This is a genomic window from Arthrobacter sp. UYCu723 (genome assembly GCF_054059215.1).
In genome coordinates, this window is record NZ_JBSSBW010000002.1 from 186371 (window position 1) to 200838 (window position 14468).

12 protein-coding genes and 2 pseudogenes are annotated in these 14468 nt (G+C 62.8%); 9 read left to right on the forward strand and 5 right to left on the reverse strand.

Translation table 11 applies throughout. From position 1 onward, the window contains the following. The first annotated feature begins 11 nt into the window (after positions 1-11). From ACVWZ8_RS23105 to ACVWZ8_RS23125, 5 genes are all read left to right on the forward strand, one after another. Positions 12-479, forward strand: coding sequence for a dimethylamine monooxygenase subunit DmmA family protein (locus ACVWZ8_RS23105; RefSeq protein WP_456506157.1), 468 nt, complete (start codon positions 12-14; stop codon positions 477-479). Further along, positions 476-1462 (forward strand): PDR/VanB family oxidoreductase, encoded by a 987-nt coding sequence (locus ACVWZ8_RS23110; protein WP_456506137.1) that lies wholly within the window; start codon positions 476-478, stop codon positions 1460-1462. The genes ACVWZ8_RS23105 and ACVWZ8_RS23110 overlap by 4 nt, the downstream gene beginning before the upstream one ends. Continuing rightward, on the forward strand, positions 1459-2460 hold the full coding sequence (locus tag ACVWZ8_RS23115) for a heme-dependent oxidative N-demethylase family protein (RefSeq protein ID WP_456506138.1): 1002 nt from the start codon (positions 1459-1461) through the stop codon (positions 2458-2460). The genes ACVWZ8_RS23110 and ACVWZ8_RS23115 overlap by 4 nt, the downstream gene beginning before the upstream one ends. Before the next feature lie 291 nt (positions 2461-2751). Beyond that, entirely contained in the window at positions 2752-4695 is a 1944-nt protein-coding gene (locus tag ACVWZ8_RS23120; RefSeq protein WP_456506139.1) for a primary-amine oxidase, read from the forward strand. Positions 4696-4823: 128 nt separating this feature from the next. Further along, positions 4824-5471 carry a DUF5134 domain-containing protein gene (locus ACVWZ8_RS23125; RefSeq protein WP_456506140.1) on the forward strand — a complete coding sequence of 216 codons (648 nt, stop codon included), beginning with the start codon at positions 4824-4826 and terminating at the stop codon, positions 5469-5471. Between the two features lie 96 nt (positions 5472-5567). Here ACVWZ8_RS23125 and ACVWZ8_RS23130 read toward each other — a convergent pair whose 3' ends face one another. Beyond that, complete coding sequence (locus ACVWZ8_RS23130; protein ID WP_456506141.1) at positions 5568-6104, reverse strand: plasmid pRiA4b ORF-3 family protein; 537 nt, start codon at positions 6102-6104, stop codon at positions 5568-5570. Here ACVWZ8_RS23130 and ACVWZ8_RS23135 point away from each other — a divergent pair. From ACVWZ8_RS23135 to ACVWZ8_RS23145, 3 genes are all read left to right on the forward strand, one after another. After that, positions 6091-6375: a hypothetical protein gene (locus ACVWZ8_RS23135; RefSeq protein WP_456506142.1), complete on the forward strand. Its 285-nt coding sequence runs from the start codon at positions 6091-6093 to the stop codon at positions 6373-6375. The two genes, ACVWZ8_RS23130 and ACVWZ8_RS23135, sit on opposite strands and share 14 nt — an antisense overlap. Before the next feature lie 98 nt (positions 6376-6473). Continuing rightward, positions 6474-7871: a hypothetical protein gene (locus ACVWZ8_RS23140; RefSeq protein ID WP_456506143.1), complete on the forward strand. Its 1398-nt coding sequence runs from the start codon at positions 6474-6476 to the stop codon at positions 7869-7871. Beyond that, on the forward strand, positions 7868-9301 hold the full coding sequence (locus ACVWZ8_RS23145; protein WP_456506144.1) for a TrkH family potassium uptake protein: 1434 nt from the start codon (positions 7868-7870) through the stop codon (positions 9299-9301). The genes ACVWZ8_RS23140 and ACVWZ8_RS23145 overlap by 4 nt, the downstream gene beginning before the upstream one ends. 69 nt (positions 9302-9370) lie before the next feature. On the opposite strand, the pseudogene ACVWZ8_RS23150 reads toward ACVWZ8_RS23145, so the two are convergent. The 4 genes and pseudogenes from ACVWZ8_RS23150 to ACVWZ8_RS23165 all read right to left on the reverse strand — a co-directional run bounded on the left by ACVWZ8_RS23150 (position 9371) and on the right by ACVWZ8_RS23165 (position 12845). Continuing rightward, positions 9371-10340: pseudogene (locus ACVWZ8_RS23150) on the reverse strand (IS481 family transposase). Positions 10341-10408: 68 nt separating this feature from the next. Next, entirely contained in the window at positions 10409-11488 is a 1080-nt protein-coding gene (locus ACVWZ8_RS23155; RefSeq protein WP_456506145.1) for an FAD-dependent monooxygenase, read from the reverse strand. A 33-nt stretch (positions 11489-11521) separates the two neighbouring features. Beyond that, positions 11522-11842: pseudogene (locus tag ACVWZ8_RS23160) on the reverse strand (NDP-hexose 4-ketoreductase); the annotation flags it as partial. 415 nt (positions 11843-12257) lie between these two features. Next, positions 12258-12845 (reverse strand): TetR/AcrR family transcriptional regulator, encoded by a 588-nt coding sequence (locus ACVWZ8_RS23165; RefSeq protein ID WP_456506146.1) that lies wholly within the window; start codon positions 12843-12845, stop codon positions 12258-12260. Between the two features lie 229 nt (positions 12846-13074). On the opposite strand from ACVWZ8_RS23165, the gene ACVWZ8_RS23170 reads away from it, so the two are divergent. Next, positions 13075-13485, forward strand: coding sequence for a cupin domain-containing protein (locus ACVWZ8_RS23170; RefSeq protein ID WP_456506147.1), 411 nt, complete (start codon positions 13075-13077; stop codon positions 13483-13485). The last annotated feature ends 983 nt before the right edge of the window (positions 13486-14468 follow it).

Genomic DNA, 14468 nt, shown 5'->3' on the forward strand with positions numbered 1-14468 from the left:
GTTCCGCGTCCATGCCGCCAGCAGCCGGCAACGGCCTGGAACCTGGTTTCCGCGGTGTCATCTGTGTATCTTTCGGATCCACGGGTGACACCGCAGTTCCAGACACCGATGGCCAGCCCCGGTACAATCTCCATTTCGAAGCGGCAACCGCCGACACCCTCTCGGAACTCAAGGCTGTGTTCAGAAGTTCCCGTGTAGGCGCCCGTCTTGTACTCGCAGGCCCCGCGCCAGATATCCGTGCAGCCGCCGCAGCCGCCGCGGACTGCGGACTTCTGGGCGAGGAGGTAACACTCCTGTCCCAGGAAACCGGACCCCGGGTTGTTTATTGCCCGCATTGCCTTACCACCACCATTGATGGGGCAGCCGGCCCCGAGGTGAAGTGTCAAGGATGCGCCACCACCTTGACCATCGCAGATCACTTTTCCCGACGAAGAGGCGCATACCTGGGCTACTCAGCCCATGCCGAGGAGGCATCATGACAGTGGCGGCGCTCCAGACCAGTGTCCACCCGGCGGTGGAAGGAGGTCTCCATCTGGAGGTGACAAACGTCAGTCTTCAGACGGAATCGATTATCAGCATCACGTTGGCTGCTCAAGAAGGTGGAAGGTTGCCCTCCTATGTCCCGGGGAGCCACCTGGTTGTCCAATACGGGAGCGGCGTCAATGCATACTCGCTCACAGGTTCAGGCAACGCACCGTCCGAATACAACATCTCTGTTCTGCGGGTCGAAGAAGGCGCGGGCGGCTCCATGGCCATGCACCGGCTCTGCGTCGGTGACCGTGTTCATGTTTCGCGCCCCCGAAGTGCCTTCGCCCCCGCATTAACAGCGACGCATCATCTGCTTGTTGCGGCAGGAATCGGAATCACGCCGATTCTTTCGCATGCCCGGGCCGCGACCGAACGGGGCACCACAGCATCCATTATTTACGTGCACAGGCCGGGCGCGGGAGCCCATGTGGCGGAAGCGCGGGAACTGTTGGGCCCGGGGTTGACCGCTTTGATCGAGTGCATTGACCGGGACAGTTTCCAAAATGTTCTGGCGGAAGCGCTCACAACGCAGCCCCTCGGAACCCACCTCTACGTCTGCGGCCCGGTCGCCTTCATGGATGCGGTCCTGAACGAGGCACGGAGCCATGGCTGGTCATCGGCCCGGCTCCATTCCGAAGCCTTTGGCGCGGCAGAACTGGACGAGGGCGAACCTTTTACGGTGCATCTGGCACGCAGTGGCGTTCGTTTGGAAGTTCCGGCCGGCGTTTCGTTGCTGGAGACACTCGGAACTGCAGGGAAGAACATCCCCAATATGTGCCGCAAAGGCATCTGCGGCGAATGCGTCCTGCCGGTACTTCGCGGCGCACCTCAGCACCGGGATCTTTACTTATCCGACCAGGAAAAAGCCGCGAACACCACAATGATGTGCTGCGTTTCGCGTAGCAACGACCCAGAATTGGAGTTGGACCTTTGAGTAGCACGATCATCGAAATTGACCCTGACGCCGCCCTTCTTCCGGAACGGATCAGGCGCTTTCCCTTTCCTTTTGCCTCTGACACCTACCGCTATAGCGCCAACGTCGAGCCGGCCACCAAGACGGCACCGACAGAAGCCGGCGCCTGGGGAGCCAACCTGGTGGACATCGACGAACACTACCTCGAGGAACTGGCCGAGCGCGCCAACGTGCTGAACCGCGACCCTTCCCGCGTGAATGTCCTCCCCCACATGCGACCGGCAGTGTGGGACGCCCTCACCACCTTGCTCTCCTCCATGGCGGAAGATTACCCGGATACGATGTCTTTCCACCGGGAAGGAAGTATCTGCCGTTGGCGTAACGGTCTGCAGAATCTCGAGGTGGAATTCGTCGTCGGCGACGACAGTTCACTGCCTGAGGGGCCACTGCGGTTCCTCGGCAGCCAGGTCCAGGACGACATAATTCTTCTTGACGTTCGTGAAGATACGTTGTGGCTGGATGCCGGTCTCGTTACCTTCGCCGCCGACTGGTCATTCGGTTTCGATGTCGGCATGAACTTCATGGAAATCCATCATCCCGTCCCGCGGGTGAAGGAAGAACGCATCATCAGCCGGGCTGAGCAGTTCCTGCTGCGCCTGCAGCCCGGGGAACAATTTCGGCGGACCAACTGGACGATGACCATAGGCCGGCGTATGGACACATCCACGGAAACCTACCCTGAATGGGGCCCGGACCGGAGCACCATAGCCGACGACCCTGCCATGCCGGAGAAGCTCCACCTGCGGGTGGAAGTGCAGCACCTGATCCGCCTCCCACACTCCGGTGCCCTGCTGTTCCTGGTCCGGACCCACCTCCTGCCCCTCACCGACATTGCCCGGGTACCTGCATGGCGGGAAAAGATGGGCCATGTGCTGGCCGAACTGCCCGACGACATGGCCGAATACAAAGGCATCATCCGCTTCCGCAAAGCCGCATCCGATTGGCTGCTGGCTCGCTAAACACCGGCAGCGCGACATAAGTCGAGCAATACAAGAATATCCATAAAAAAAGCTAGACTAAATGATTTATTTCACGTAGTTTGACTTCAACGAGGAACACGTGTCCCGAGTCACGCCAGCGGAGTTCAGTGTAGAGCTCCACTAGGAAGTCCAGGCGCTGCATCCTCTAGGCAAGTTTCAAGCACATGAGTGGTCTGCCTCGCACTCGCCAACACCACTCACATCACGGGGCAACTCGCCTACCAGGCCATTCGCGATCCTCATCCTTAAGAAAGAACCAAGGAGAAAAGCATGACTCTCAACACTGAAACCGAAACTGTAGTAGGGGTAGCGCATCCTCTGGATCCGTTGTCCCGCGCCGAGATTTCCCGGGCGGCTTCCATCTTGAAGGATGGCCCGGCCGCGGCGGAATCGTTCCGCTTCATCAGCGTTGAACTTCGCGAACCGGAGAAGGAACTGCTGCGGAGCGGCGCCACGACTGTGCGCGAGGCTGACGCGGTCCTGGTCAACCGTGCCGAGGGACGGTCCTACGAAGCGATCATCGACCTTGAGTCGGGCATCGTCACGGCGTGGAAGCAGCTGGCCTCCGGCGTTCAGCCGCCCTTCATGCTGGACGAGTTTGCAGAGGGTGAAGAGAGCTGCCGCAAAAACCTTGAAGTCCGGGCGGCCCTGGCCAAGCGGGGCATCACCGACATGGGCCTGGTCTGCTTCGAACCGTGGTCCGTGGGCTACTTCGGTGAAGACAACGAGGGCCGGCGCCTGATGCGCGCCCTCGTCTTCGTCCGCGAGGAAGCCGACGACAGCCCGTACGCACACCCGATTGAGAACTTCATCGTCATCGTTGACCTGAACTCCGGCGAGGTCGTCAAGGTCGAGGACGACCAGGCCATCCCCGTCCCCAGCGCCAGCGGCAACTACCTGCCCAAGTACGTCGGACCGGCCCGCACCGACCTCAAGCCCATCTCCATCACCCAGCCCGAAGGCGCGTCCTTCACGGTCACCGGAAACCACGTCCGGTGGGCCGACTGGTCCTTCCGCGTCGGTTTCACCCCCCGCGAAGGCCTGGTCCTTCACCAGCTCCGCTTCCAGGACCAGGGCGTGGAGCGTCCGGTGATCAACCGGGCATCACTGTCCGAAATGGTCGTCCCCTATGGTGACACCGCCCCCGTCCAGGCAAAGAAGAACGCCTTCGATTCGGGCGAATACAACATCGGCAACATGGCCAACTCCCTCACCCTCGGCTGCGACTGCCTGGGCGAAATCAAGTACTTCGATGGCATCACCACCGACAGCCACGGCAACCCGTGGACCATCGAGAACGCCATCTGCATGCACGAGGAAGACGACTCCATCCTCTGGAAGCACTTCGACTTCCGCGAGGGCACCGCCGAAACCCGGCGCAGCCGCAAACTCGTGATCTCCTTCATCGCCACCGTCGCGAACTACGAATACGCCTTCTACTGGCACCTCTTCCTCGACGGCAGCATCGAGTTCCTCGTCAAAGCCACCGGCATCCTCTCCACAGCCGGCCAGAAGCCCGGCGAGAAAACCCCGTACGGTCAGACGCTGAACAACGACGGACTCTACGGACCCATCCACCAGCACATGTTCAACGTCCGCATGGACTTCGAAATCGACGGCCCGAAGAACGTCGTCTACGAAGTGGACATGGAAATCCCCGAGCACAACCCCACCCACACCGCGTTCAAGGCCGTGGACCGGCTGCTCGAAACCGAACAGGCAGCAATCCGCAAGGCAGACCACGACAAGCACCGCTTCTGGAAAATCGCCAACCGCGACAGCAGGAACCTCGTGGACGAACCAGTCGCCTACCGCCTCATCCCCACCAACGCCATCACCCTGGCCGCCGGCGACGAGTCCTTCGTCAGCAAACGAGCACAATTCGCCCGCAACAACCTCTGGGTCACCGCTTACGACCGCACCGAACGTTTCGCCGCCGGCGAATTCCCCAACCAGGCCACCGGCGCCGACGACGGCCTGCACATCTGGACCCAAGCAGACCGGAACATCGTCGACCAGGACCTCGTAGTCTGGTACACCTTCGGCATGCACCACGTCGTCCGCCTCGAAGACTGGCCCATCATGCCCCGCCAAAACATCGGCTTCATGCTCGAACCCCACGGCTTCTTCAACCAAAACCCAACCCTCAACCTCCCCACCAACATCAACGAACCCACAACCAACACCGAAACATGCTGCACCACGGAAAAGTGAGCCACCAAAGCTGACGAATAGAGCTGGACAGGGAACAACCGTAAACAGGCGGTCCCCGGTGCTGTGGCCACAGCACCGGGGACCGTCCTGCACTTACCCATAACCCCAGTAGTGAGAGCGTGATCCGAGTGTTCAATATCCCCGCAATTACCTTGGCCCTCACGGCCGTTCTGTTGCTTAGCGGGAGCTACCACTTCCTGCAAGCCATAAAGTCCCCGCAGCGCACGGACCAGATCAACAAAAGCCTCCATGCCCTCATGAACGTTCTTATGGCTGCCATGTTGTGGAACCTCGTCCCATCAACCATGCTGGCTCAGATCGCGGTCCTCGCAGGCGCGGCGCTGTGGTTTGTCATACAGGCCGTCGCCCGGCCGGAATTCAAAACGCTCTGCGCGAGGAGCGAAGGCCGGCTGAAATGCCTCTATCATAGCCTCAGCATGGCCGGCGCTGCGGTCATGATTGCCATGATGGGCATGGCTACCACCGGCCACGTTCCGGCGGCTGGAATGCAAATGCCGCACGCCCATCACTCGCTGGCTCCTGCAGCCCCGAGCACGGCTTCAGCAACCTTTGATCACTCACCCAGCCTGGCGATTTTGCTGACAGTATTATTCGGCGCTGCAGCGGTGGTTTTCATTCTTTTGGTAGTGCGTCTTCGCGCAACGAAAACCACTTGCCGCGATGCGGCGGCTTCGCGTCGTTCCATCCGTGCAGAACACGGGCTGGAAGCTCTCGGCGCCGCCGTCATGGCCATGATGTTTGCCGCGATGTCATGACCCTGGCAATCGATCGCCTACAAGCATCACAGGGTGCCTTGAGCTTCCCGGCCGTATCCAGCGTGCGATCCATCCTTCTGGAAAAGACTTGCGACTCTAGCCACGAGGCCGGGGAGTGCTTCTTCTGCACCGGACCTGAGACGGACTGAGCGCAGCAGACCCCGGGGCCTTCCGTTGCGTAACGCGGGAGGCCCCGGTACCAACTGTGAAGTGTTCGGCGTGGTTAGGATGAGCCGGGTCGGCCAAGGCGTCCATAATCTCTTCGTAGCCGGGGCATCCTCCGGAGTCTTCGAGTGGGCCGCGCCTGGTACCGTCGATCAGTCGGGCATGCGGACTGTCTGGGCCCGCGGGCCGGCGGGAAACCAGCTCGAGCCGGTGAAGCCAGCTGTCACCAAATTCGTATTCGTAGAACGCTGCGCCTGAACCCAGCGTGAGCAGCTGATCAAGGGAGCAATCCTCCTCGGGTTTGTCCCCCGGTTCTTCACATTCCTGCTCTGGCAGCCACTGCAGGACCTCCGGGACTTCGCCGTCGACCGGCCGCAGCGGCGCGAAGGGATCGTCTGTGCTGAACCTGTGTAGGTGCGCGTCCTCCCAGCTAAAGGCTGCCTGCAATACCGCCGTGCTCCTGCACATCCGGGACGTGACAGGCCTCTTGCCTCTTCACCGGGTCCTGGAAGCCCGCGGCCCTGCGGCGCCGGACACCATCGCCGCCGTGCTCCTGCACATCCGGGACGTGACAGGCCTCTTGCCTCACCTCTACTTCACCAGATCCGGCGACCACCGCCTTCTCAGCCTCCTGCCGTTCCGGATCCGGCGCGAAGGCAAGACCGCCCGGATCACCCGGGAGTTGTTGGCCGCCGCTGAACCCGATGCCAGCAAACGACCCAGAGTGCACGACGGATGATTCCTGCCCTTTAAACGATTGACGGAGGACCCCTGAGCAGTAGGTGGAAGACATGGAACAGATGAGTGTGGGCTCATCACAAAGGAAAGGACCAGCCGATGGCGGCACCTGAGAAGGTCGAACCGGGCCGCGGCCTGGCCGGGGCCCTCCGTTCCCGGACGGCTCTGTTGCTCGCCTTTGCCTTCGCGGTCATGGCCGACCCCGTCTCCTCCGTCGCATACGCCATCGAAGCAGCCCTGCGGGCACTAAACGGTGACCTGGCGCTGCTCGTCCCAACGATGACCCTCGTTGTGGCGATCATCGCCCTCGTGATCGTGAATTACCGTCAGCTGATCATCCGCTACCCGCAGGGCGGCGGTGCCGCGGCGGCGACCGGTGAGGCGTTCGGGGACCGGTGGTCCTTCATTCCGATCGGTGCCCTGGTGGTCGATTTCGTCCTGACCATTGCCATCAGCGTCTCGGCCGGGGCCTCCGCGGCCATCGCCTACTTTCCGGTGCTGGCGCCCTGGCGGCTGCTGCTCGCCCTGGCCCTGGTTGTCCTGGTCGGAGCCGCGACGTGGTTCGGTCATCTGGGACGGCTGGTCTTCGCCGCGATGACAGTGGCGTTCATCATCGTCACCGCCATCGTCCTGCTCTACGGGCTCGGGGCCTCCCCCCAGCCAGTCGGCACCATTACCGATACTCCAGTGCATCCACCGGTCATCGCCGTGGTCCTGGCCTTCCCGGTGGCCATGGCCCTGGCCACAGGCGTTGAAGCGCCATCCTCTGCGATCGCCCAGCTGGGCCAGCTGGACAACACCGGCCGGAGCCGGTTCGGCCGGGTCACCCTCTGGCTCACACTGGCCATCGTGGGAGCCATCACCCTGGGCCTGACCCTTGAAGCGGCCCATCTGCAAATCGGTATCCCTCCCCAGGACAGCACGCAGATCGCCGAACTGGCCCGGCTGGCCGCTCCCGGCCCCGTCTTCGCCGCCTTTCAGCTCGTCACCGCCCTGCTGCTGCTCTCGGCCGCGAGCTCCTCATTCCAGGCCGGGCCGGGTCTGCTCAAGGCCCTCGCCCGCCACACCAACGCGAAAGGACACACCATCGGGATCCTCACCCCGGCTCTGGGCCGCACGAACACCCACCACACCCCCTACTGGGGTGTGGTGCTGTTCATCGTTCTGGCCGGGCTCGTCACCGCCGCCGCAGGCGGACGAGACCAGGAACTGGTGCTCTTTTACGCCGTCTCCGTTTTCCTCAGCTTCCTGGCCGGGCTGCTCTCCATGGCCGTATTCTCCTACCGCGACCACCGCCGCGGCTACCTCATCATGAACCTCGCAGGCGCGGCGGTCGTGGCCTTCACCCTTATCGCCAACCTCTCCCGCGGCCTGCCCATCGTCAGCCTGGCGGCCGCCCTGGCCATCGCCGCCGTCCTCTACCGTGCATGGGTCAAGGCCGGAAAACCCCGCGGCATCCGCAACGTCGCCGCCGAAGCCGAAGAGACCACCGAATGAAACCCGACGGCAAGACCCAAAGGGACCCGAAAACCCGCAACGCAGGTGTCAACGGCAGGTTCCCGGATCTCTCCGGGCTCCGGTACACGGGAGACCGTGTCAGACGGGCGCTGCTGCATCCGGTCCGCTCCGTGCCGCTGGCGTTTCTTGCCGTGATACTCCTCGGCGCCGGGTTGCTGATGCTGCCGGCCGCACGCACCGCAACCGGCGCTGACCCCCTGCTGCCAGCCCTGTTCACAGCCGTTTCGGCCGTATGCGTCACCGGCCTGATTACCGTAGACACCGCCACGTTCTGGACACCCTTCGGCCAGGGGGTGATTCTCGGACTCATCCAAGTCGGAGGATTCGGCATCATGACCCTGGCAACACTGCTGGCGCTCCTGGTCAGGAAGACCATCGGCCTGCGCGGCCAACTTGTCGCACAATCCGAAACCCACACCCTGAACTTCGGAGACGTCCGCTCCGTCCTGTTCCGTGTTGCCCGCATCATGGTCCTGTTCGAAGCCGCCACCGCCGTCATCCTTACCGTCCGCTTCTGGATTGCCTACGACGAGAACCCGGCCACCGCGCTCTGGCACGGGGCCTTCCACGCCGTCTCAGCGTTCAACAACGCCGGCTTCGCCCTCTACAGCGACAACCTCATCAGCGTTGCCGATGACCCGTGGATCATCATCCCCATCTGCGCAGCCATCATCGCCGGCGGACTCGGCTTTCCCGTGCTCATCACCCTGCTCAGGGGCGGGGTCAGGATGAAAGACTGGACGGTCCACCTGCGCCTGACAATCTACGGCACCCTGTTTCTGCTGGCCGCCGGCGCCGCGCTCTTCGCAGCTTTCGAATGGAACAGAGAGCAGACCCTGGCCCCGCTGTCATTCCCCGGGAAACTCCTGGCCACGCTTGCAGGCAGTGTCTTCCCCCGCACCGCAGGGTTCAACAGCATCGACTACGGCGCCGCCGCACCCGAAACCCTGATGGTCACCAACATCCTGATGTTCATCGGCGGCGGCAGCGCCGGAACCGCCGGCGGCATCAAGATCACCACCTTCCTCGTCCTGGGCTTCGCGATCTGGAACGAAATCCGCGGCCGGGACCAGGTCACCATCGCCCACCGCTCCATCAGCTCCTCGTCCCAGCGCCAGGCCCTGTCCGTGGCACTCCTGGGCGTCGCCGCGGTCATCACCGGCACCCTGCTGCTGCTCATGTTCACCGACCACAGCCTCGAGAAAGTTCTCTTCGAATCCATCTCGGCCTTCGCCACCGTAGGCCTGAGCACCGGCATCACCTACGATCTGCCACCGAGCGCCCAATGGGTTCTCATGGCGCTCATGTTCACCGGGCGCATCGGGACCATCACCGTCGCCTCCGCACTCGCACTGTCCTCACGGCCCCGCCTGTACCAACTGCCCGAAGAACGACCCATTATCGGCTGACACCTGGTGCGGCACGCCAGATGACCCGCCGCACCCACTCCACGTCACATCCAGAACAGGACAGCATCCCTAGGTGTATTGACCTGAGAGGTTAGTGACACGGCTGGCTGGTGGTTGACCTTTGAGTGAAGTGTGGCCTCGGTGATGATTGTAGCGATGAAGCCAGACCGGGAAAGCGGTAACACGCTCGCTTTCTGATGCATAGGGTTTCGCGTATGCCCATTCATCGAGCATGGTGCGGTTGTAGCGCTCAACTTTGCCGTTGGTCTGCGGACGATACGGGCGGGTGCGTTTGTGCTTGATATTTGCTCCAAGGCAACTTTGAATGCGTGGGAGCGGTAGCAGGATCCATTGTCCGTCAAGACCCTCTGGACGGTGATCCCGCAGGATTTGAAATACGCGTTGGCGCGTTCCCAGAACCCGGCGGCGGTTTCCTTCTTCTCATCGGCCAGGATCTCGGTGTAGGCCAGGCGGGAGTGGTCATCGACGGCGTTGTGCAGGAAGGCGTAGCCCGGTCGCCGGTTCGCCGCCGCGCCGGTCTTATTCCGGTTACCGGCGGCCCTTCCTCTGCTGCGGTGGCCGCCGCCGTCCGGGGGATGCGTCCGAGTTTCTTGATGTCGACGTGGATCAGGTCGCCGGGGCTGTGGTGCTCGTAGCGGCGGATCACCCGGCCCGTGGCCCGGTCCAGCCAGGACAGCATGGCCAGCCCGTACCTGGACAGGACCCGGCGCGCCGTAGACGGATGCAGGCCAAGCAGAAAGCCGATCCGCGCCGGCCCCCACCGGCGATTGACCCGGATCGCGATAATCCGCCGCTCCCGCCGCGCTGGCGTCCGCCGCGGGGAGCTGGCGGGCCTGCTCGACACATCCTGCATCCCGGACTCACCCAGGGACCGGTAGCGGGCCGCCCACCGCGCCGCCGTCGTCACCGATACCTGAAACCGTCAAGCCGCCCGGTGCAGCGGCCACCCGTCCTCCAGGACGCACCGGGCCAGCCGGAGCCTGCCCTTCGGCGTGAGGATCGCATTAGCATGGGACATTGAAGACCTCCTTGTGGATCGGACTCTTAGACAAGCCCCACTCCATTCGGAGGTCTTGTTTTTGTCACCTAACCACGCCGAGCGTTCCTAACGTCCGTGGACAATACACCTAGACGACGGTCCGACTGGGGGTGCGATCCGCAGTCCGGGAGTAACCCGGCGGTGAGGTTGCGGGCAATGAGGCCCGTGCGGGTCGCCGGGACGAGCTGCGCGGCGGCCAGATTATGGCCGCGCTGCCGCGCACTGGCCAGCTTACGGTGGCGGGCTTCGTATCCATGCAGCGCCGTGGTGGGGTCGTCGGGGGTAGCGGCCATGGCTTCGGCCAGGGTGGTGGCACCGGTCATGGCGAGGCTGGACCCGTCGCCGAACAACGAAACGCAGGAGGCGGCGTCCCCCAGTAGCGTCACCCGCCCCCGGGACCAGCTCGACAGCCGGACCTGGCTGACGGAGTCGAAATATAAGTCTTTGGCGGTGAGGACCTGCTCGGGCAGGTCGGGTAGCTCGGGAACGGGCCAGTCGTGCGCGGTGTAGGCGTCGAGAACGATCCGTTGCTGGGTCCGGGTGTCTCGATAGTCCAGGCCGGGTGGGCCGCGGAAGATGAAGCCGGCCCCGGCGGTTCCGCGTACCGGATGGATGGTTAGCGACAGGCCCGGCTGGTTGTACATGAGCACCGTTCCGGGGTCGGCTGCGGGTCTACCGAGCGATAGCGTGGCGATGTAGAGGCCGAACCGGCGTGGGGCCGCCCGCTTGAAGGTGACATCGACGCCGCCGTCATCCGCCCGCAGGGCGGTGATCGAGTCCCCGAACAGGAACTCGGCCTCGTCCCGGCCGGCCTCGCAAAGGATCGCCGCGAGGTCGGCACGGGGTATCCCGACGTCATCGCCCCGGGGCCGGCCGAGCCGCAGCGGGCCGACCCGACGCCCGGATGCGGTCACGAAAGTCAGGCCCGGCGCGTTGGTTGCGGCCTCGTGCAGGCGCGGCAGGATGCCCATCCGCCGGGCCACCTCGGTGGCCGCGCCATGAACGTCGACCGGGCTGCCGCTGGAGCGCAGTGCCTGGGCGCGTTCGACCACCGTCGGCTGGAACCCGTGGCGGGCCAGCCAGTACGCCAGGGTGGGGCCGCCGATGCCCGCCCCGCAGATCAACACGGTGCGTTCTCCCAGCCCGCCAGTTTAACGGGAACGACATGGCCGGGCACCCATCGCGGGGTCGTAGCCGCAGGTTGCCCGGCGTACCTTGGCCGCGGTCGTGAGCTCGATGCCCATGTCCTTGTCCGCCAGTCGCTTCTCCAGCCGTCCGGCGAACTGTCCACGATCTCGATGATCTCGTGGTGGGTCAGCTGGGGGAAGACCACAACGTCGTGAACACGGTTCAGGAACTCGGGGCCGAAGTGCTGCTTGAGCTCCTCAGGCTACGCGGGCGCGCATCCGGTTGTAACCGGTTTGCGTGTCCGTGCCGGACTGGAAGCCGGTGGCCACGCTCTTCGAGATGTCGCGGTCGCCGACAGTAACGCTCCTTAGCCCTACTTGTCCGGACCAAGCGCTGGCGGCCCCTGTTCCGCGACTCGGTGACGTTCAAAGTCTGTTGTCTGTTATGCCTATGGGCCTCGCCGGTCCGGCTTGCTGGGGAGATCCCAACGAGGTTCACACGCTGGGACAACTCCCGCCCCTACGCACAGTCCTGAGCAGCCATCGCCGGCGAGGTCCAATATCGGCGTGGGAAAACGCGCGGCGAGTCGCGGAAGCTGGTAGGCATGGAGTTTGGAGATGAGGACCTCGGCCCGTGGGCAGCGGCTGTTTCCCCGGCGTTGCGGCCCTTCCGGCTTATGGAGCGGCACCCTTCCTTATCAGGAGACTGATGCGGGGTTCAAAATGCGCGCAAAAAGTCAACCAGTTCCGTAAGCGTTGGGTGTGGAGCTCAGACGCCGGCTTTGAGGAGAAGCGCATCAATCATCATGAAGAACTGGGCATGGTGATCGGTAGCCTTCGGGTCGGTCATGTATTGAATGGCGGCCCCGTCGTAAATCATGAGAAAGAGCCTCACCAGCGTGGGGAAGTCTATGAGGCACTGGTCACCGTTGCTTTGGGCGGCGGAAGAGAATATATTTCCCAGTTCCACTTCATAGGCGGGATAGATTTTCGCCGCCAGCGGACTGACGGCGGCATTGCGTGTTGCCCACAGAATCAGTTCGATCTCGGAAAGGATGCTTGCAGGCTCTTCCTCCAGTGCGCGCCAGTAGCCTTCGGCCACTTGTTCCACAGCTTTGCGTAGTCCCAAATGAACCGGGGCGCCGCTGGAAAAGCGGCTCAGGTTCTTGAACCAGGCCTCGGCGGCCGCGTCCATGAGCTCTTCTTTATTGCTGAAGCAATAATGAGCCGTAGCCAACGGAGCGTTAGCCTCCTTGGCTATAGCCCGAATGGTCACGGACTGGACACCCTCACGACGCATCAGTTCGACTGTGGCTGCAATCAGCTGTTCTTTTCGATCTTCGGCGGATACCCGCATGTCTCACTCTCCAGTCTCCCGTTTCGGCCCGACAGGGACACTTCCTAAAGACTATTGCTTGAGTGCCCCAAAAGAGATTCAAGTCTCTGTCCAGAACGATTGACTTGAACAGTGGTCCATGGAAAAGTGAACACACCACAGTGACCTGCATCACGATGATGCGATGTCACTTACATCCATCACACGTCGTAATGCAGACTCCCCCCACTGAAGAAACGGTGAAAAGACAATGGTCACGACCACCCCTCAGCCCCCGACACTGACGACTGGGGAAGCGATCGATTTCTGGCCAGCGCAGGCACTGGCTCCCATGAAGGACCGGTGGAAGGGCCTCCGCTGCAGGTTCATTAACTCCCATCCTGAAGGCCCTTGGGACGACTTCATTCTCTCTGAATGGGAATTGAAGGCTTGCGCCTGGGAGGACTTTCACCCCCACACCGAGACGAACTACGTGCTTGAAGGCGAACTCCATATCGAGAGTGGAGGAGAGACCGTTATCCTCAAGCCAGGAGATTCAGCCCGCGTAAACCCCGGACGAACGGGCAGATACTGGGCACCCGTCTACGCGCGGATGGTCACCATCTACGGGCCCAACCCCGAAGGTGCGGAATCGCATTCGTTCCGATACTCCGAAATCTGAGCCCTGACATTTATCTCCAGCCTCATTAGCCGTTACAAGGACCCCCTCGCTGGGTGCTTGAGGCAAACGTGTTGACGCCAATCGAAAATAGGGCCAGCGTCCATTGCGGAAGCTGGGCGGACATACGCCACCTGTTTTCGACGGGTAAGCACTCGACGCGGTAGATCGTCAGGATCGTGGGTGTTTCCCGCGGAACGGTTGATCGGGCGCCGAAGTACCGGCGGGCAGCGGGTGTGTCGAGTTTTGATGTGTGCTCCCAGGGTGCGGGAGTTGTTGGTGAAGACGCCGACGATGCCGGCCGCGACGCGGACGGGGCGGGTGGCTGGTCTGGTTCCGCGTCTTTGTTCCGGGCGAAGGTCGCCGTGATCCGGCCTGGATATGCGCCGCATGACCCTGGCTGACTGACGGCCTGGTCCATGAGCCGGGTTCCAGGTCCGGTGCGATCTCTGGTCCCGCATGAGCCGCTGCCCGTCAGTGAGGGGCAGCGCGACACGCCGCAGGTGCTGATGATGACCTCGGCGTCCTCGGGGTTCATCGAAGCCCGGATGCTGTCGTTTCCTCCAACCCCTTCGCCAGGGCGCTGACGAATCAGCGATGGGAGCAGGCCCGGGACTCCGGTTGGTCGATGAAGAGTACCTGGCCGCAGTCCTCTCCTGTGAAGTCTCCGTACATGAGGCCTCGGGAGCGGCGACACCGATCAAAGCCGCGAGGTTCCCGGCCCACAAAGACCTCAAGAGTTCAACTTCGATCACCAGCCTTCCGCGGACTGAGTATGTCAACCTGGTTCAGGACCGCTGTGTCCGCCCGGTTTGATCCAGGACCACGCCGGACCCGCTGAACAGCGGCAGCCATATTATCGTGATCGACAAATGGGGTTGCCCGCAAATCGTGGACAGTTGATCAGGCGGCTTGTGCCGGCTGAGGTTTTTTTGTGGCGAGGAATCGTTCGTGTTCCACGGGTGTGGCGTAGCCCAGTGCTGAAT

Excerpts from the sequence above, each read along its gene's own strand:
- ACVWZ8_RS23140 (WP_456506143.1), top strand. The coding sequence starts at position 6,474 with ATGGCGGCACCTGAGAAGGTCGAACCGGGCCGCGGCCTGGCCGGGGCC.
- ACVWZ8_RS23170 (WP_456506147.1), top strand. The coding sequence starts at position 13,075 with ATGGTCACGACCACCCCTCAGCCCCCGACACTGACGACTGGGGAAGCG.
- ACVWZ8_RS23130 (WP_456506141.1), bottom strand. The coding sequence starts at position 6,104 with ATGTGCAGGAGCACGGCGGTATTGCAGGCAGCCTTTAGCTGGGAGGAC.
- ACVWZ8_RS23110 (WP_456506137.1), top strand. The coding sequence starts at position 476 with ATGACAGTGGCGGCGCTCCAGACCAGTGTCCACCCGGCGGTGGAAGGA.
- ACVWZ8_RS23145 (WP_456506144.1), top strand. The coding sequence starts at position 7,868 with ATGAAACCCGACGGCAAGACCCAAAGGGACCCGAAAACCCGCAACGCA.
- ACVWZ8_RS23165 (WP_456506146.1), bottom strand. The coding sequence starts at position 12,845 with ATGCGGGTATCCGCCGAAGATCGAAAAGAACAGCTGATTGCAGCCACA.
- ACVWZ8_RS23105 (WP_456506157.1), top strand. The coding sequence starts at position 12 with ATGCCGCCAGCAGCCGGCAACGGCCTGGAACCTGGTTTCCGCGGTGTC.
- ACVWZ8_RS23120 (WP_456506139.1), top strand. The coding sequence starts at position 2,752 with ATGACTCTCAACACTGAAACCGAAACTGTAGTAGGGGTAGCGCATCCT.